The 19055-nt window shown below is 58.6% G+C and carries 14 protein-coding genes and 1 tRNA gene; 7 read left to right on the forward strand and 8 right to left on the reverse strand.

Annotated features, from left to right (window positions below; all coding sequences use genetic code 11):
* The first annotated feature begins 92 nt into the window (after window positions 1-92).
* The 3 genes from LG294_RS06655 to LG294_RS06665 all read left to right on the forward strand — a co-directional run bounded on the left by LG294_RS06655 (window position 93) and on the right by LG294_RS06665 (window position 1903).
* Complete coding sequence (locus tag LG294_RS06655) at window positions 93-530, forward strand: hypothetical protein (RefSeq protein WP_404290698.1); 438 nt, start codon at window positions 93-95, stop codon at window positions 528-530.
* Window positions 531-624: 94 nt separating this feature from the next.
* Window positions 625-1230, forward strand: a complete 606-nt coding sequence (locus LG294_RS06660; protein WP_404290700.1) for a DUF305 domain-containing protein — start codon at window positions 625-627, stop codon at window positions 1228-1230.
* Window positions 1231-1264: 34 nt separating this feature from the next.
* Window positions 1265-1903, forward strand: a complete 639-nt coding sequence (locus LG294_RS06665; protein ID WP_404290702.1) for a CueP family metal-binding protein — start codon at window positions 1265-1267, stop codon at window positions 1901-1903.
* A gap of 85 nt (window positions 1904-1988) precedes the next feature.
* On the opposite strand, the gene LG294_RS06670 is transcribed toward LG294_RS06665, so the two are convergent.
* The 8 genes from LG294_RS06670 to LG294_RS06705 form a co-directional block, all read right to left on the reverse strand.
* Entirely contained in the window at window positions 1989-5351 is a 3363-nt protein-coding gene (locus tag LG294_RS06670) for an efflux RND transporter permease subunit (RefSeq protein ID WP_404290704.1), read from the reverse strand.
* A 361-nt stretch (window positions 5352-5712) separates the two neighbouring features.
* Entirely contained in the window at window positions 5713-6048 is a 336-nt protein-coding gene (locus tag LG294_RS06675) for a hypothetical protein (RefSeq protein ID WP_404290706.1), read from the reverse strand.
* Window positions 6049-6239: 191 nt separating this feature from the next.
* Entirely contained in the window at window positions 6240-7685 is a 1446-nt protein-coding gene (locus LG294_RS06680) for a multicopper oxidase domain-containing protein (protein ID WP_404290708.1), read from the reverse strand.
* A gap of 4 nt (window positions 7686-7689) precedes the next feature.
* Window positions 7690-9120 carry a multicopper oxidase domain-containing protein gene (locus tag LG294_RS06685; RefSeq protein WP_404290710.1) on the reverse strand — a complete coding sequence of 477 codons (1431 nt, stop codon included), beginning with the start codon at window positions 9118-9120 and terminating at the stop codon, window positions 7690-7692.
* Complete coding sequence (locus LG294_RS06690) at window positions 9113-9766, reverse strand: hypothetical protein (RefSeq protein ID WP_404290712.1); 654 nt, start codon at window positions 9764-9766, stop codon at window positions 9113-9115. Before LG294_RS06690 ends, LG294_RS06685 begins: the two co-directional genes overlap by 8 nt.
* A gap of 387 nt (window positions 9767-10153) precedes the next feature.
* Window positions 10154-11644, reverse strand: coding sequence for a malate:quinone oxidoreductase (locus LG294_RS06695; RefSeq protein ID WP_404290714.1), 1491 nt, complete (start codon window positions 11642-11644; stop codon window positions 10154-10156).
* Between the two features lie 59 nt (window positions 11645-11703).
* Window positions 11704-13521, reverse strand: a complete 1818-nt coding sequence (locus LG294_RS06700) for an ABC transporter substrate-binding protein (RefSeq protein ID WP_404290716.1) — start codon at window positions 13519-13521, stop codon at window positions 11704-11706.
* 198 nt (window positions 13522-13719) lie between these two features.
* Complete coding sequence (locus LG294_RS06705; protein ID WP_404290718.1) at window positions 13720-14658, reverse strand: 2-hydroxyacid dehydrogenase; 939 nt, start codon at window positions 14656-14658, stop codon at window positions 13720-13722.
* Between the two features lie 173 nt (window positions 14659-14831).
* On the opposite strand from LG294_RS06705, the gene LG294_RS06710 reads away from it, so the two are divergent.
* The 4 genes from LG294_RS06710 to LG294_RS06725 all read left to right on the forward strand — a co-directional run bounded on the left by LG294_RS06710 (window position 14832) and on the right by LG294_RS06725 (window position 19047).
* Window positions 14832-14904, forward strand: a tRNA-Lys gene (locus LG294_RS06710).
* A 1057-nt stretch (window positions 14905-15961) separates the two neighbouring features.
* Window positions 15962-16333, forward strand: a complete 372-nt coding sequence (locus tag LG294_RS06715; RefSeq protein WP_404290720.1) for a hypothetical protein — start codon at window positions 15962-15964, stop codon at window positions 16331-16333.
* A complete protein-coding gene (locus LG294_RS06720; RefSeq protein ID WP_404290722.1) occupies window positions 16334-17872 on the forward strand; it encodes an Hsp70 family protein in 1539 nt (512 codons plus the stop codon).
* A gap of 32 nt (window positions 17873-17904) precedes the next feature.
* Window positions 17905-19047, forward strand: a complete 1143-nt coding sequence (locus tag LG294_RS06725; RefSeq protein ID WP_404290724.1) for a DnaJ domain-containing protein — start codon at window positions 17905-17907, stop codon at window positions 19045-19047.
* Window positions 19048-19055: the final 8 nt, after the last annotated feature.

The raw sequence follows: 19055 nt of genomic DNA on the forward strand, positions 1-19055 counted from the left end.
TGGCTAGATTGAAGCATCCTGGGTCATCCAGCACCGTAGGGTGGTCCGGTCATGTTTCGCGCGGTTCGACTGGCATCGCTAAGCTGGGATTCATGAACATCGGCAAGCATCTGGCGAATGCCGGCGGGCGTAGTTACCCCCGTCTGGCGGTAGTTCGCTCGATGTTGCTGATTAGCGCGGTGCTTTTCGGTTTGTTCTCGATGCACGTGATGAATCATGGACTCTCGGCTGAATCTTCGGCTTCGCTCGGGCAGACGCATCCGGCAGAAGCCATGCCCCTGCACCATGCTCCGTTAGCCGATCCGGGCAATCATTCCGAGCAAGGCTGCGCCGACTGTCCGATGGGCCATGAGATGGCCGCCGCGGGTTGCGTATTGGCGTTGCTGGTCATGCTGTTGTTCTTGCGGCGACCGCATACCGTAGCCGTGGCTCGGTCGGTGTTCCTGCGGACCTTGTGCGCGGCTTCGAAGCTTCGTGGGGTCGCGCCGGGCAAGCCCGATCTGACTGCCTTGGGGATTTGCAGAACGTGAGCGTTTGGCGAGTCAATTGACCCGCCGCCAGCTAGTTCCGGTGCCGCCGCAGGCAGGCGCCGCTCACATTCCAAACTCATCAGGAGAATCACCCATGAACAAGCAGACCTTCTTTTCCAGCGCCCTCGCACTGGGCGCAATGCTCGCCTTCACCGGATGCGCCGGGGAACCATCGAGCACTCCGGCGCCAAGCGCCTCGGCTTCCGAATCGCATTCCGGGCATTCCATGGAGCAGTCCGCATCGGCCAACGATGCCGATATGGCGTTCGCCTCGGGCATGAAGATGCACCACGAACAGGCGATCGACATGTCCGACATCCTGCTGGGCAAATCCGGGATTCCTGCCGACGTTGTGGCCCTGGCCGAACGGATCAAGGCAGCGCAAAGCCCAGAGATCGAACGCATGGACCGCTGGCTTTCCGAGTGGAACATGCCCGAGGGCATGGATCACGGAGGCATGGACCACGGCGACGGGATGGTCCCGGAAGATGAGATCAAGGCACTTGAAGACGCAACGGGATCAGAAGCTGCCCGGCTCTTTCTTGAGCAGATGATCATGCATCACGAAGGTGCCGTGGTGATGTCCGAGACCGAAATCAATGAAGGTAGCTACCCGGCGGCCATCGACCTGTCTCAGCAAATCGTTGATTCCCAGACCGAGGAAATCAATGAAATGAAGCAGCTACTTGAAACGCTGTAGCCGGGAATTGGAGACTGAAAGGTTGGGGTTGACCGTGCCCAAAAAATTCATAGGCGGCAAAGGCACTCGTGCCAGAATTGCGGCTTCGGCCGCCGTCTCGGTGCTCGCGTTGGCCGTGTTGACCGGGTGCAGCACTGCCCCGGCGCCCGTTGCGCAGCCTGAGCCTACGGTGGTTGCGGCCGAGCGCACCGGGGAGTTCCTCGCAGAGCTTGGCCTGGCCGGGCTCGACGCCAGAGCGGCGATCGACCGGCTCGACCGGGTGCCGGTGGCGCAGCGTCCCAGCGATTTCACCGCCTCGGTGCAGCCGGCCCAGCTGGTGCTCACCGATGCGTCGGGACGCACCGCTGGTCTGCCGATGCCGGAAGATGAGTACTACCTTTCGGCGGCACCCTATGTAAGCCAGACCCACAGCTGCCATTTCCATAGCCTGACCACGTGCTTGGGGGAGCTGGCGGGAAAGGAAATCCAGGTGAAGGCAACTAACGCCGACACCGGCGAGGTGCTGGTGGAGAAGAGCGCAAAAACCTTTGACAATGGATTCCTTGGACTCTGGGTTCCGCGAGGAATCAATGTGGATCTGGAATTCGGCTACGAAGGCAAAACCGCGACGACCACGGTTTCCACCGCTGGCAGCGCAAACGCCACCTGCCTGACCGAGCTACCGCTGGTCTAAGGCAACGCGGCTGCGCAGCTAAAAAGCATTCGGGCCTGCAACCACATCTCGTGGTTGCAGGCCCGAATGCTTGGCGCCGGAGAGCTTAGTCTTTAGGCTCTTGGGTGGCCTTGTTCATCAGTTCCTCGAACTCCCGGCGTTCCTTGCGGGAGACCGGGATCTGGCCGGTCAGCGGGTTGACTACCTGGCCCGGAACCGCGTTGGGTTTGCGAGGTTCAGCTGGTTTGCTGTCCGCCGCCTCAGGCTTTGGCTTGGCATGCTTCTTTTCCTTGACCTGCACCGGCGTCTGCTGGGCCTCCGGAGTGACCTTCGCGGTGGCGCCGTTCATGGCCACTGCAAGTTCCTGAGCCGCCGTGTGCTGCTCGGTGGAGTGCTTACGGGCCGCACGGCGCAACTCGCGCTTCTCCTTGCGGGACTCCACCAGACGGTAGAGCACCGGTACCAGGATCAGGGTGAGCAAGGTGGAGGACACCAAGCCGCCAATGACCACGACCGCCAGTGGCTGGGAAATGAACCCCGACTGGCCGGTGAGTCCCAGACCCATGGGGACCAACGCGAAGATGGTCGCCAGCGCGGTCATCAGAATGGGGCGCAGACGCTGGCGGGCGCCCTGCATAATGGCCTCATCCAGCGGCATCGCAGGCCGCTCCGGGGTGTCTCTGCGGTACTGATTGATCAGGTCGATCAGCACGATCGCGTTAGTCACCACGATGCCCACCAGCATCAACATGCCGATCAGCGATGGTAATCCCAGCGGGATGCCGGAGATCAGCAGCAGGCCGATAGCGCCGGTGGCAGCGAACGGGATGGAGACCAGCAGCACCAGCGGCTGGATCAGCGACTTGAAGGTTGCCACCATGATCACGTAGACGATCGCGATAGCCGCCAGCAAGGCGAGATACAGCTGGTTGAAGGACTCGGCCTGCTCGGTGGCTGCGCCACCGATTTCGGCCGAGGCACCCTCTGGCAGGTCCACCGAGTTCAGGCGCTCGGTGACGTCCGCGGAGACCGCACCAAGCATATTCTCGGCCGGGGTCAGCGTGACGGTGGCGATGCGCTCACCATTGGAGGTGGTGACCTGCTGGACTACCTTCGTGCGTTCAACCGTTGCCAGATCCTGCAGCTGCACCGGACCGGTGGCGGTAGGGATCTGCAGTTCGCGCAGCTTATTCAATCCGTTCAGATCCATGCCTTCGCCGATCTGCACGGTCATGTCCGTGAAGTCCAGACGCAGGGTGCCGGCCGGAACGGGAGATACCTGGGAGGCGACAAGGCCTGCAAGCTGAGCTTCGGTGAACCCGGCCTCGGCTGCCTGATCTGCATTGATATCGATGGAAACCTGCTCGCGTTCCGCGGAGAGGTTATCCGTTATCTCGGTGACATGCTCGGTGCCGGTCAACGCTGCACGCAGCTTGTCGGTGGCCTCGCGCAGGATATTCTCATCCGGGGCCTTGACCTCCACGGTGACATCGCTGGACATCATCGCCGAGGAGTTCGAGCCGAAGCTCAGGTCCAGATCCTCTGACAGATCAAGCCCCTGGATTTGCTCGCGGACCGTATTGGTCAGCGCTTCCTGATCGACATCTGGGTCGGTGATCACGGTGAAGCTTGCGGTATCCGCGCCGGAGGCGAACATCGCCGCCATGCCGCTGGCTGTACCGACGGTCATCTGCACATCTTCCAGGCCCTCAATGTCCTGCAGTTTCGCTTCCACCTTTTCGGCTTCCGCCAAGGTGGTGTTCAGCGCGGTGCCCGAAGGCATCTTCGCGGTGATGGAGATCGAGTTCTCCCCGGTGGAGCCGAGCAGGTTGGTGTTCAGCAGGGGAGTCATCGCCACGGTGCCGGCCAGGATCAGCACGGAGGCCAGCAGCGTGATGACCGGGTGCTTCTGCGTGCCGTTGAGCACCGGCACGTAGGCGCGCTGCAGCCAGGACTTGTCTTCTGCCACATGGACCGTGCGGGTGGCCCCGGTTCCCGGGCGGTGCGGCAAGAACCAGTAGGCGAGCACCGGAACGATGGTCAGCGAGACCAGCAGGGAGGCGAGCAGGGCGATGGTCATGGTCATTGCGAAGGGGCTGAACAGCTCCCCGGCCAGGCCGCCGACCATTGCAATCGGCAGGAACACCGCCACGGTGGTCAGGGTCGCCGCGGTAATTGCCCCGGCAACTTCCCTGACCGCCAGCAAGATGGACTGGGCTTTGGACTCGCCGTGGGCCAGATGGCGCTTGATGTTCTCAATGACCACGATCGAGTCATCAACCACGCGGCCAATGGAGATGGTCAGCGCGCCCAAGGTCAGCATATTCAGCGTGTACCCGAAGAGGTTCATGCCGATGAAGGTGGCCATCAAAGATAGCGGAATGGAGATCGCGGTGACCAGCGTGGAGCGCACGGAGAAGAGGAAGATCAGGATGATGATCACTGCGAAGCCAAGGCCCAGTGCGCCTTCCAGCGCCAGGTGGCTGATGGAGTCTTCGATAAATGGCGCCTGATCGAAGATGGTGGTCATCTCCGCCTTGTTGCCAAGCTCGGCTTCCAGGTCCGCGATCATCGCGGTGACCGCGTGGGAGATCGCGACGGTATCTCCGTCCGGGGTCTTCGTCACCTGGATCGAGAGGGTCTCATCCCCGTTGGTGCGCGTGACGCTGGTGGCCTCATCGGCCTGGACCGAGACCTTGGCGACGTCCTTGAGCAGTACCGGACCGTTGTCTGTCACCAGCGGGATGTCTTCAATGGCAGCCAAAGTGTCAGGGGAGGAGCCGGCGATCACCGGAAGCTGCAGCCCATCGACGTCCATATTGCCCACCGGCATAGGGGAACCGGCATTCTCAATGCCGTCCTTCAGGTCGGCAATGCTCAATCCGGCCTGGTTGAGCTTGCCATCCTCCGGGATCACCGCGATGTGCTGGGAAGCGCCGCCGGAGACTGCGGCTTCGCGCACCCCGTCGATCTTCTGCAGCTTCGGCAGGGCGAGGCGTTCCACATCATCGTTCAGCGCTTCCAAGGACTCGTTCGAGGAGACCGCGAGCATCAGCACTGGAAGGTCGGCAATGGAGCCGGCCAGCGCGGTGGGTTCCACGTCATCGGGAAGTTCGGTTTTCACGTTGGAGATCGCGCGTTCCACCTGTGCACGGGCGCGGTCCATATCGGTGCCGTACTCGAAGGTCAGCGCGATGCGGGTGAACCCGGTCTGCGAGGTGGCGGTGGAGGATTCCAGACCCTCAACGGCCTGCAGCGCGGTTTCCAGCGGAGCGGCGACCTGTTCGTCGACCACCTCTGGGCTTGCGCCCATCTGGGTGGCCATCACGGAGATCTGTGGAAACTCCAGTGAGGGGATGAGTTCCTGTTTCAGGGATCCCATGGAGATCACGCCGAAGACGGCGGCGAAGACCGTGATAAGCGCGATGAGCGCCCGGTTCTTCAATGACAAGATGGCCAAGCGCTGCATGCGTGTGTGGTCCTAGCTGTGTCGCAGGGGGTGGGTCTGAGCACAACTTTAGTTGGTTGTCATTGCTCAACAGTCACGGAGAGATGTTAAGCACGCAAAAATCATCCGAATGGATTACTAGCACCTCGCCGACAGCAGTCCCTTCGGTTCCGCCGGTGTAGCTTTAACCGTTGATCGACTTCAACGCGCGGTGTTTTCTCTTGACCACCACGGCAAGACTCTCGCTACCGCTCATGGGGGAGTCCCCTGGGTTTTTCCAGGATCGGCTCTCCGGCATGCGAACCACTCGTACGAGGGTCCAAAGGGCCGCCGCACCAATTGCCGCGCCGGTTTCCGCTTGCGCCGCATGGGGAATCCAGATCTAGTCGCCGGTGTCGGGATCCATCGCGGCGTAGTACCTATCCAGCAGTGCCTTTTCGGATCTCCTGAGCTGCGAATTCGGATCCACTCTCGGGGCGTGCCGAATGGCCTCCTGGGTGTACCGAAGCTGCAAATGGCCGTCCGTGAAAACGGCACCCCTGAGGGAGACCAGTAGTTCCTCCGTGCCGAAGAGCCCGAGCCGGACGGTGACGAAGTCGGCGTCACCGGTGGACGCATCCATGAAGATGTTCCCCAGCGTGCCGATCTTTTCCCGTTCCGGTCCGTAGACGGTGCTCTTAGCCCTCTGCAATGCGTTGAGGTAGCCGTGGCCATGCATGGCAATGTCCTTCCCGGATGGCCCTTCCTCTGCCCAGCGAGCGAACTTCGCGTGGTCCCCGGACGCGGTCAACCCGGATGCCAGGTCGGTCTAGGCATCCGGGAAGGCCGGGGTATTCAATGCAAGCACAGCACCTTGCGTGCACGATTTCAAGAGAAAATCCAATGGAACACCACTGGCGCTGTGCTCAATTAGGTGGCGATGAGCTTCAGCTCCCGGTGAGCCAGCTTCGCGCCGGTGATCCAATTTCTCCATTCAATTTTCAGCGTGTAGGTTCCGGCCGTGGGCGGGTGCAGGAGCAGGTCGTACCGTTCGGCGGCACCCATGGTGAGGGTGTGCGTGAACAGGTGCGCCCGAGGATCCGGATGCATGCTGGTCGGGATTGCGTTCACCCCGGGGGCAGCGGTGTGCCGGAAGGGCCTGCCGTCGTGGGCCACGAGTTCTGCAATGCGGGCCGGCGTTCCGTCTTCGTTCAGGAACGAGATCTTGTTTGGCAGGTAGTTGCCGTCCAGGAAGCGCATCAGGCTTGGTGCCTTCCCATTTCCCTTGACATTGATGGGGAGCTGCTTCGGTGCCCACACCTCCTCTTCGCCTTCCTTGCGCTCGGCCAGCAAGCCGCCGGTGATGTAGAAGTTCGTGGGCTCAAAACGGTTCAGCCCCACGTCTTCACCGGACAGGCCGGCAGCATGCCCCAGCTCGTGCCACCGTGGATCGATGGAGAACGGCATGATCAATGATTCGGTGGCGATGTCGTACTCCGGTCCGTCGGCAAAGGCTCGCCGGTTTCCCGGGGAAACCGGGAAGCCGGGCAGCACGATGGGATCGATGACCAGTGGACCCAGCAGTCCCATCTGGGCGTGGAGCGGGGTGTTGACGTGGCAGTGGTAGAAATAGGTTCCTGCCGCGCCGTAGTTCGGATCGTGGGCACGCCCTGGTTCGGGCTGCCACTGATAGGTGTAGTGGTCATCAATTTCGAACGAGGTGTGCCCCACCCCGTCGTTCCGCGGGTCCGGCTCCATGCCATGCCAGTGGATGGTGTGTGGCCCCATGCTGGGCTCCACCTTGGCATGGAAGATATTCCGCTCCGTCGGCCGCAGGGTTGGGCCGGGGAATCCACGTTCACCGTCTGACTCATGGAAGACCCACATTTCAAACTCCGCGCCATCGGGAAAAACGAGGTCGCGGCTTGAAAGGTCCAAATCGACGGACAAGTGCGGCGTTTGTCGGAAGTACGTCTCCGGAGTGTCTTGCTGCATCTGGTGAGAGGAAAAATCTGCTTGGGAGTCGTACTCCCTTTCCTCGCCATCATCATCGGTCGGTGAGGCGCTCGTGGGCCGTGGCGAGGGCGCCGTCGAAGTTTGCGTGGGCGTCGGCGATGAAGACTTGGTAGGCGTCGGCGTTGAAGTCTTCGATGGTGAAGGTTTCGGCGTCGAGGACTTCGTTGGTTTCGGCTTCGGACTCCTCGTGGGCTTGGGCTTCTTGCGTGATTTAGGCGTGGGTGTGGGTTTCGGCGACTTGGTTTCCTTGCCCTTCTTGGAGGACTTTTTCTTGTCGTCGTCGTCGTCATCGTCGTCCGAGCGCCGTTTGCGGTCCGAGCCCACAGCTGCGCCTAGCGCGTCCCAAAATGGTGGTCGCATGGTCTTAACCTCCAGTCACAGGTGATTTGAGCTCCCAGTGGGCAACCAACCCGCCGGGGTACAAGCCGCCCGCCGCGGTTTGCGACATCTCGGCATGGCAGTGCATGGGGTACTTCCAGCTCTCGGTCCGGGCATACCAGACCTGATCGGTGGCATCCGGTGGACGCTTCATCGGAATGATGCAGTCTTTGCGGTCCATGGGTTCGAGCTCTACGACGTCCTCCCACTGCTGCAAGACCACGTGCCCTTCTTCATCCACGTACCCGAATTCACGTGGCCATTCGACGTTGTTGCGTCGCACGGTCCACAAGTGATTTCCGTGGAAGTGGATTTGGTGATTTGCGATTCCGGCATTGACCATCCTCACTGCCTGGCCGCCGCGGATGGTGCCCAGCGTCAAGTCCTCGCCGAAATCGCGGACATCGACCTGCCGCGGATATCCGGAAATCAAGGACTCTTCATGGGCCAACCGGTTGGTCGTATTGTCCGGGCAATGCCCCAGCGCCTCGTAGCCGCTGCGGTCGTTGAGCAAGAAATAGCGGGGAACGGCGGGGTCCTTTAGCGGATCAACCGTTCCGCCGGCAGCCTCGATATTTGCCCACTTGGTGTCAATCGCATGAGTCACCCACAGCCATTGCCTTTCAAATGCCATCTGGTTCGGCGCAACCCGCCAAGCATCTTCTGGATCAATGACAATAATCGATCCGAAGAGTCCCAGAGCGCGCTGCACGGGCGCATTGGTTGGATCGGAGTAGATGTAGGTGCCAGCATACGGTGCGTCGAATTCCAGCATTGCTTCCCCGCCCGGAGGAATCGGTCCGGTCCCGATATCCTGGCGGTGCGCCCCATGGGACACCGTGAGCTGGTGTGATCCGGAAAGCCGGTTGAAAACGCGCAATCGCACCTTTGAACCGGTTTCAACGATCATGGTCCGTTCTGGGAAAAAGCTGGCCCAGTAATTGCGCCTGATGAAGAACTGGCCCGGGTTCGCAGGGTCCGGTCCGGCCGGCCCCGGAGTCCCATTGGGCGGAAGCTCGGCGTCCAACGGGTAGCTCCGCGAATCGATGATTCGCCCGTCCCGGGTGAAGACCTTAGGGGTGATGCGCAATGAAGGCTGCCCATCCCGGAGCAATGTAGGGCGGTCGCCGAATCCTCGCTGGTAGACCAGTGAATCATCAACCATCTTGGTGTAGCCCTCGTTGATGTAGAGATCCAAGACTCCCGGCAACGGAGTGACCGCTACCGGAACCCGTGCTCGTGCTCTGAGCGGTGGTGCGGCCGCAGCTGGACGAGGTGCCGTAGCCATGGCCACAGCTGTTCCGATGGCTGCTGCTGCACCGAGCTTTAAGGCGTCGGCCCGATCAATGCCTCCTGGACGCAGTGCGGGTCCGTTCTCCGTGCCCGTTGTATTTGTGAGTTCATTGTTGCTAGGCATGGAGTTCCTCCAGGAATCCGGGACGCCAGTTCACGGCGGGCAGTGGCAGTTCTATGGGCTTGCCGCTCGGATCTGCGATGTCATCGAACAGGGCGGTGAACGCCGTGGCATCGGAAGGAACCAGGAAGCTGATATTGGCCTTGACCTGCGCCCCCGGAGCCAAGAGCCCCGGCGTCAGATCATTCCAGCGGTTGACCACGAGCCACGGTTGGCTATTGCCTTTGACGCGCAGCAACCCGGGCGAGAACATCTGGTCCTCGTCGCTTTCGTTGAATACCTCTAGCTGGAGGAGCAGATGGTCACCGAATGTCATATTCACCGGTTGGCGTGTTCCATCAACGGTTGACTGGTGTCCGGCATGGCCGCCTCCAGTGGAAGCTCCGGAAGCCAGGCGCGCCTGTCGTTCGGCTCGGGATATCCGAGCTTGTCCGAAGCTGGTTAGCACGGTGGTGGAACCCAATGGACCGCCGGCGGCAAAGGCTGCTGCCAGCGCGGCAATGCCGCCAGCGCCTAAGACGAGTGAGGCCCCCAGTGTGATGCCGAAGGCGCGTCGAGATAGCAACGGTCTTTCGGGCTCTGATTCGATTGGTCCCGAGTGATTGTTGTGATGCCGCGGAGCAGCGCAATTTCCCCAAGTTGCGAGCATGGCTGGTTCTTCCTTCCCCAAATTCATCAATAATCTCCGGGGTAGCCAAAACCCGGAGAAATCCCCAATGCTGTCAATACTTCCCAAGTATTGTAGCCAGTATGGGCCGAAGAAGCGGGGCTGTAAAGAGCTCGAATGGAATTATCCATTTTTTATAATTTTAGATGGACGAGCGGTAGAAAATTGACGAGGACCTCGCGGCTTGTAGTTGGCGAAGTTCCCCGGTATCAATCCCATTTGGCTGGCTCTCGGGATGCTCAGAGAAGCTCAGATCCGTCAAGGGACGGCAAAAGCCCGGTTAGTTGTCCCTCGACGCAATGCGAGGAAAAACGACTAACCGGGCTTTTAGATATTCAGCTTGGCAAGGCGCCTGACGGCTCCTACCTGCTAGTTCAGTTCCAGAGTCTTATCTGTGGCTGCCTTGACCTCGGCGTAGAGCGCCGGGTTTTCGTTCAGCTTGGTGCCGTAGGAAGGGATCATTTCCTTGAGCTTGGTTTCCCAGCCTGCGAACTGCTTCGGGAAGCAGCGCGAGAGCAGGCCCACCATGATCGGAGTCGCGGTCGAGGCGCCTGGGGAGGCACCGAGCAGACCGGAGATCGAACCGTCCGAGGAGGTGATGACCTCGGTGCCGAACTGCAGGACGCCGCCCTTCTTGGCATCCTTCTTGATGACCTGTACGCGCTGGCCTGCGGTGATCAGCTCCCACTGGGAGCCATCTGCCGCAGGGAAGTACTCGGCCAGTGCTTCGTCCTTCTTGGCACGTGACTTGAGCACCTCCTTGATCAGGTACGTGGTCAGCGACATGTTGTCCTTGCCCACTGCAAGCATCGGGATGATGTTATGCGGGCGTAGCGACAGCGGCAGGTCCATCTGCCCGGTGGACTTCAGGAAGTTCATCGAGAAGCCGGCGTACGGGCCGAACATCAGTGAACGCTTGCCGTCAACGAAGCGGGTATCCAGGTGCGGCACGGACATCGGTGGGGCGCCGACCGAAGCCTGGCCGTAAACCTTCGCGTGGTGCTGGTCGATGATCGCGTCATCGGTGCAGCGCAGGAACTGACCGGAGACCGGGAATCCGCCGAAGCCCTTGATCTCATCGATGCCGGACTTCTGCAGCAGCGACAGAGCGCCGCCACCGGCGCCGACGAAGACGAACTTCGCCTTTACGGTCTTCACAGCACCGCTGGCGTTGTCCTTGACGGTGATTTCCCAGCCGGCACCATCGCGCTTGAGGGTCTTGACCTTGTGGCCGTAGTTCACCGACGCGCCTGCGGCGCCCAGCGAGTTGGTCAGGTCTTTGGTCAGGCGACCGAAATCAACGTCCGTACCCGAGGCCACGCGGGAGGCTGCAACCTTCTGGGAAGCGTCACGTCCTTTGGCGACCAGCGGGGTCCACTCGTTGATGGTGTCTAGATCGTTGGTGTGCTCCATTTCGCCGAACAAAGCGTTCGGCTTCAAGGCGTCGTAGCGAGCCTGGAGGTATTTGGAGTGGTCCTCGCCAATGACGAAGGACATATGCGGCAACGCGTTGATGAAACCGGCGTCTGCGACGCGCTTGTTCTCAACGGCCCACGAGTAGAACTGGCGGGATACCTGGAACTGCTCGTTGATGCCGATTGCCTTGGCTGGGTCAACGGTTCCGTCGGCCTTGGCCGGGGCGTAGTTCAGTTCGCACAGTGCCGAGTGACCGGTACCTGCGTTGTTCCATGGTGAGGAGGATTCCTCTCCGGCCTTGTCGAGGTTTTCGAAAAGACCAATAGACCAGGTTGGTTCCAGCTGGTTGATCATGGTGCCAAGGGTGGCACTCATGATGCCGGCACCGATTAGTACTACGTCAAAAGATTCGGTTGACGTTTCAGAAGGCACGAGGATCTCCATCGACAGTGATACTTTGCTCTACTACAGACTAGACCTAGTAGAGCATCGGTTAAAAATCGTTAACTGGAAAGTGCTGGTGAGTTGGTCATCTGCACGTCGAGATAACTCTCATTAAGCATGGGTGAGGAAGGGTAGTAAGTGACGTTCGGGTTGAAGGCCAACGCGGAAATCGGAAATACCAGTGGGACCAGCGGTAGATCGGTGTTCAGGGTGGCCAAAATGGCTGTCATGGCTGCCGTGCGTTCTTCTCCAGGGGGCAGAGAACGAGCTACCAGAACCTGTGAGTCAAGTAACTTGGAGGTGTATCCGAACTCATGCTCTTTTGCGTCGAGAATCCCAGAGATAAAGTCATCTTCCAGCCGGTAGCCACCGGAAAAGCCCAGAAGGTGCATCCCGTTGAATTCTTTTGAACGCACCGTATCCACGTAGCCGTCGGTCCACGGAATGGGGCGTGGTTTGATCCGGATGCCTACCTCCGCCAAATCTTCGGCCAGTTGGGCGAAGGTGCGCTCGGGCAGCGGGAGGTAGTTTCGCGAGACCCGCAGCGGGTAGGCGAACTCAATAGTTTCGCCCTTGTAATTAATGTCCGCCAGCAGTTGCTTGGCCTTTTCAGAACTGTAGTTCAGCGTTCCTTCTGGATCGGGGACGCCGAAGGCCGGAGGCAAGATGCTCTGGGCAGACTTGGAACCCTGCAGAAAGAGGTTGTCGGCCATTTGTCCGCGATTCACCGCTTGGGCGATGGCCATGCGGAATTCCGGTTTGGCTAGCCACTTGTTGCGGTGGTCTAGTCCGAGATACAACACTGAGAACGGGTCGCGCTGCACGATGACCTTCGCATTGCGAACCAAGGTACGCATGATGTCCACGGATACCATATCGAACCCGTCGATTTCCTCGGCCATCAGCGCGCTTTCGCGGTTGTACGGGGAAGGGATCGGGGAAACCATCACAACTTCTGGATGATTCGGGTTGCTGCTGAGCTTCGACTTGTCCCAATAGTCGGCGAACAGCTCCAGCTTCACTGTGCCCTGATCGTTGGAAACGAACTTGTAGGGTCCAGTTCCGGAAGGAGCGGTGAGCAGCGCCTCGCTCGGGTTGCTCTTTGGGCCCCCGGTGAGCGAACTGGGTGCGGCAATTGCCATGCCTGGCAAGGTGAGCGCCTCAATGAGCCCCGCACGGCGCCGGCGCAGCTTCAAGGTGAAAACGTATGGCTCGGTAGCTTCGATGCCGGCAAAGTAGCTTGCGCTGCCGCCTTGGGATTTGCCGGTGAAAAGATCCTGGGCATAGACAGTCTTTAGCTTCTCCAGTTCGGCCAGACGTTGGGCCTCGGCAGCTTTCTGCTCCTCGGTGGCGGCCGTGCCGCCCTCCAACTTGAGAGTCAGTTCTGCTTCGGTCGGTAGCTTGGGAATGTCTTTTTCGTGGTGGAAGACGTGCATGAAGCCTTGGCTGGAACCCAGCTGCAGGTCCTCGGGTAGCTTGACCCAGCGGTTGAAGTTCGCCACGACGGCTTCGGCATTGAGTTCACTGCCGTCATGGAAGAGCACCCCGCGACGGAGGGTGAATGTATAGCGTAGGCCGTCCTCGCTCTCGGTCCATGCCTCGGCGAGACCGGCAATCGGGCTGCCGGTGTTCGCATCGATCGAGATCAGCGTCTCGTAGACCTGGCGAGTGATGCGGAATGATTCGTTGTCATTGGCCAACGCGGGATCCAAGGACACCGGGGGAGCGGAAGCTGCCAGACGCAAGGTGCGGGGGATTGCAGGTTCGCTTGCCGAAGCGCTGGCAGAGGCTGCGCCTTCGCCAGTTTTATTCGTGCAGGAAGCCAGCGCCAGTGTTGTCGCAGCGAGCGATCCGGTGAGCAGCAAGCGTCGCGTCACGAGATGTTGTTGCTTCGAAGGCACAGTGGTGGCTCGTCTTCCTCTTGATAACTCATGGTTCCCAACCGCGGTGGACCGGCAGCTTTCATGGCGGTGAACGGACTGGGTATTTATCAAAGATAGCGCACGCCACTAGCGGCACCCCTTGGAACTCTCGGAGGTGCCGCAAAGTGGAATCAAATTGTTAGCTAAAAAGCATTAACTAGTGACCTGATGCACAGCATTCTCGCCAAGTTCGCCCTTTGACCATGCGGTGAGCTGTCGCTTGAGCAGCCGCACCATGCGCGGGAAGAAAGCAGCAGTGTTTCCGCCGTTATGCGGCAAGATCAACGCGTTCGGGCATTGCCACAGAGGGTGGTCCTGCGGCAGTGGCTCGGGATCAAAAACATCAGATGCGACCGACAATCGCCCGGAGGCAACTTCGGCGACCAACGCCTCGGTGTCAACCACCGGGCCGCGCGCCACGTTGACTATCAATGCCCCGTCAGGAAGTTTGGCGAGCAAGTGCGCATCCACTAGATGATGGGTGGAGTCGTTGAGCGGAACAATCAGGATTAGCACCTCGATGTCACTGGCGTGCTCAGCCAGCTGGTCAATGGAAAATATCTGGCCATGCTCATCGGTGCGGGCGCGGGATCCGAAGCGAAGCAAATTCACTTCGAAGGGCTCCAAGCGTTTGCGGATCTCCTCACCGATTCCGCCGACCCCAACAAGGCCCACCGTTCGGTCAGCCAATCCAGTCCACTGTTTGGGGTTCCAAAGGCCTTTGCTTTGATCGCGAACCGCCTGCGGGAAGCCTCGAAGCGAAGCGATGGCAAGCCCAAGTGCCATCTCTGCTGTGGCTGCCGCGTGCACGCCGGCGGCGGTCGTGATGCTAGCTCGATCTCCCACGAGGTCAACCATTCCGTCGTAGCCGGTGGTCTGGGTTTGAACGTGGGTGACATTTGGCGCCTGACTGATGTTGCGCAGGCTGTGCGGGGAAGCCATGTAGGGGAAGATCGCAATGTCGATCTCGCAAAGATCCGTGGTCGGCTCGTTTACCAAGTCCCAAATAACTGGTTTGAGGTTGCTTGGTAGCTCGCCAACAGCATCAAGAAGTTCTTGGGTAGGAAAGGAAACCGTGCGTTGGGTATTCATGGGTTCACTGTATAAAGCTGATGATGCTCAGGGAAATAACCCCAAGTCATCTGCTGTAACGAAGGTCACCGGAGGGAGCGCCCCTCTCGATTTGCACTCCGGGCGAAAGCTGGTAAAGTTTTATCTCGTTGCGAAAGCGCGAAGCATAAAAAGCTTCTAGAACATCGCAGCGGGCGCCTCTAGCTCAATTGGCAGAGCAACTGACTCTTAATCAGTAGGTTTCGGGTTCAAGTCCCGAGGGGCGCACAGTGAAAAAGGTCGGACTTCGGTCCGGCCTTTTTGCATATCCGAGAAAACTGGCTCGTCCCCAAATTACTCGCTGACTTTAGTTATCAGTAACGATCCGCGGTCAGGCTGGCGGAACGAGTAGGCCTCGTTCTACAGGTACCGTCCACCGCCAGGGCTGTAATTGACTGAAAACATTTCTATTTCTAGTGCTATGAAGTTTGCGAGCTCAACTGCTCTGACTACTACTCCTGCACTAGGTTGTGTGCTTCGCAACATGGGCCGTTGGCATCAGCTTCTCGTTGTTGAAATCTTGAGTTCTGGATATCTGATCTTTTGAGATGAGCTGGTCTCATTTGCTTCGTTGTAAACGCCTTTGGGCCCAGCCTGGCCAGCATTCATCAGGGACGGGTCGATGCGGAAGTGTCGCCGATATCTTAGGCACGAAGACCCAGCAGTATTTTTCTTTTCCGCCTAGTTTGACGGACTCCTGAGCCGGGATGCTCGGCATCGCTTTCTGGTTGGAGCACGGCAGTTCTGGGAACCTGTGACACATTACTTCTGGTCCTCGGATGTCCCCGGATAAGTCCGGATCGGCAGCTCCTTCGCCGACTCCAGAATATGGGCTCACCTCGACTAAATGGCAGAGATCACTGCGGCATCTCGGAATTAATGAAATATGAACCAAAAGCGAATTTGTAGCGTAGAGGTAATATAAATCCCTTTGTACTCCAAATGGCAGTACAAGCGATTACCTACTCTTGGGTAAGTCAAAACCCCATGATCTTATGTACGAAAGAGACAATCGCAATCTTAGGGGTTTGTTATGGCATGCGCTTGCCAGGGGAAAGTCAACAATACGAACGGTCGTTGCCCGTATTGCAATGAGGCCATTGCTCATGGGATGGACACTTCTCGCCATCAGTGCAAGTTCGGAAACTGCACTAAGTAGGCTGATCGGTTTAAATTCGCCACCTGACTGCAAGGTACGTATTGGTTTGGTTCGAGCCGTTCACATCAATTTCCATTGAAAATGTTTATTCATGGATTATTTAATGAATTATGGGGATTCTGACAAATGGATGCTATTTTCTTAGTTTTAATAATTGCAATTACTGGCCTCTTTGTTTTGGGCTATTGGCAAAGTTCCCTTGCCAAAAAGGAACACGAAACTGTTGTAGGACTGAGTCGGGCCAGAGCAACAGAAATCGTTGAGTCTTCATTCGGAGGTCTACTGTGGGCCGACGTTCATGGACTGGGGGACATCAATAAGAAGAGACGCTCTTTCAACGACAGCGGTGCCACAATCTCCGTGAAAATCTCTACGACCGATGATGGAAAGACTCATGTTGTCGCCTGGATGTCTGAATGGAAGGCACGGTACGGGATGGTGGCCAGCTCCGGATGGCCACTAGCCAAGAGGGTTATTAAGAAGTTGGAAGAAGCTTAGATGGCTACCCGGGCAGTGGGCATCGATTTAGGCACCACCTACTCCTCAATAGGAGTACTGCAGGACAACGGTGAAGTTGAGATAATCCGGAACCGTGACGGAGAAGATATCACTCCTTCAGTCGTCCTGTTTCAAGAAGTAAATGGTGTGGATGAGCCCCTTGTGGGAACCATGGCAAAGCACTCGGCAGCAAGTGCACCGGATGACGTGGTGCAGTTTGTCAAGCGACATATAGGTGACTCGGACTGGCGCTTCACTTCCACAAGTGGCAGCAATTATTCCGCTGAGGAGATCTCTGCGATCATCCTGAAGCGTCTGAAGGAAGACGCTGAACTCGCCCTTGGTGAGCCGGTCAAGGACGCGGTCATTACCGTACCCGCCTACTTCGACGACGCCCGTCGCACGGCGACCAAGCACGCTGGGGCTATCGCCGGGCTGAACGTCTTGCGTGTACTCAATGAGCCCACCGCTGCGGCGCTTTCATTTGGTGTTGATACTTCAGCGCGAGGTCTCGTGCTTGTCTACGACCTTGGCGGGGGAACATTCGATGTGACCCTGATGCGGATCACCGATACCGGATTCGATGTGCTGGGCACCGATGGCGATCGAATGCTCGGCGGCTTTGATTTTGACAATAAACTCATCGAATACATTGCCGAGAAGATCAAGGAACAGGGTGGTCCGAGCGATCTGCTCGACGACTCGGTGCAGGTCGCATCGCTACGTGAAAAGGCCGAAATGGCGAAGCGAAGCCTGACTACTGTTGCCGCGACGACAGTGCATGTCTCCGCCGGGGGTGCCCAATACCGCGTACCGGTTGAACGCGTCGAGTTCGAACGAATCACCAAAGATCTGCTGAACCGCACCAAGGATTTGACGGAGTTCGTGCTGAGCGAGGTTGCAGTTACTTGGGGGAACCTCGATCACCTCCTGTTAGTCGGAGGATCGACTCGGATGCCGATGGTGCGTGAACTCATCGAGCGGTTGGCGGGAAGGCCAGCTGACCGCTCCGTGCGTCCGGATGAGGCAGTGACGCTCGGCGCGGCTATTCAGGCTGCCATGGAGGAAGCTATTCCTGCGGGAACGGACCTGACAATCTTTGACGGTAAATCGCCGGTCATCGCCGATGTCACTTCCCAGGGGCTCGGGGTCATCGTGCTCGAAGGAAAAAACAGCGGCGACGTGAATCAGGTGGTGATCCCGCGCAATAGCAAGATCCCTGCCAAGTTCAGCACTACCGTCTATACGGTTCAGGCAAACCAAAAGTCGGTGCTCGTGCAGGTGACCCAGGGAGATGAAACGAACCTGGACTATGTGGTGGAGATCGGTTCGAAGGACATTGCACTCCCGCCGTATCCGGAGGGTGCGCCGCTGCGTGTGACTTACGCGTACGACATCGACCAGACGGTATTCGTTGAAGTAACTGACCTCACGACTCATCTGTCTCTCGGGACGTTCGAGGTTGACCGCTTGGCCAACCTCACTGAGGACCAGCTCAAGGCCGCGAAGACCAAGATCTCGTCGCTTTCCGTCCAGTAACGCCCGACGTCCAAGTAAGGAGAAGCCTAATCATGGCCCTTGACAATTACTACAACATTCTCGGCATCGACCGGAATGCCAGCGCCGAAGAAGTGCAGAAGGCGATCGCCGCGAAAAGGCGAGAATGGACGCCTCGCGCTGGCCACCCGAAACTGGAAACCCGCCAACTGGCCGAGCAGACGATCAAGAATATCGCCGAAGCGGAGTCGCTCTTGCTCGACGCCTCGAAGCGTCGGGAATACGATACCCAACTCGATGCGCAGCTTGCGTCCCCAGAACCCACATCCGGCCCTGCTCAGGGTCGGGATTGGCTGCAGACCGCACGGGATTATTTCGCTCGAGGCAACAACTCGCAAGCAAACTACGCCGCGCGTGAAGCTACGAGCCAGCAGTCCGAAAATCCGGAGGCGTGGTTCATCCGTGGATTAAGTTCCGCGCAGCTAGGCAACGATTCCGATGCTGAATTCGAACTCAGTGAGGCTATCCGCCTCAATCCAAATGATGCTTCCTATCACGCGGAACTTGGCGATCTCTATAACGGCAACGAGCTCTGGGCCAAGGCCCTTCCTGAATACAAGCAGGCTAGCAAGCTCGATCCGGGGAACGTCTATTATGCAGCGTTCGTCGGCCACACCGAAGGCGCTCTGGGGAATACCGACGAGGCCTACAAGCATCTCAAGAGCGCTTATGAGAAACTACCTGACGACGAGACAATCCGGTACCTTTACGGTGCGGCGCTGGCCGACATGAGCACTGAGACCTGGTCCATCTATCACGATGGATCACGGACCATCCTGACCGAGAAACAGCTTAATTTCACTCAGGAGAAGCTTTCGGTTATCGAATCGCTGAAGATCGACGATAAAGATTTTCGAAATGACTTGGATGAGATCAAAGTGATCGCCGAGCGGGCCGAGAAGGTGAAATTGCGCTACGGCAGTCTAGGCGAACTCCTAGGATTTTTGAGTCTGCCCGTGATAGCAGCCTTGCTGATGCTGTGGTTCGTCGCAGCTGCCATGGGCTACCCGGATGTTCCCCCTGATTGGATCATGGTGCCTGTAATCGCAGCTTACATCGGGGCGCTAGTGCTTGTGATCCGCTGGCGGAGAATGCCCGGATGGAAGTGGACTCGGAAGCAGGCTCCCGCCTACGTCCGCAAAACCGGACTTCAATAGGGTAGATG

The sequence above is a fragment of the Glutamicibacter arilaitensis genome (genome assembly GCF_044793945.1).
GTDB classification, from domain to species: Bacteria; Actinomycetota; Actinomycetes; order Actinomycetales; family Micrococcaceae; genus Glutamicibacter; species Glutamicibacter arilaitensis_B.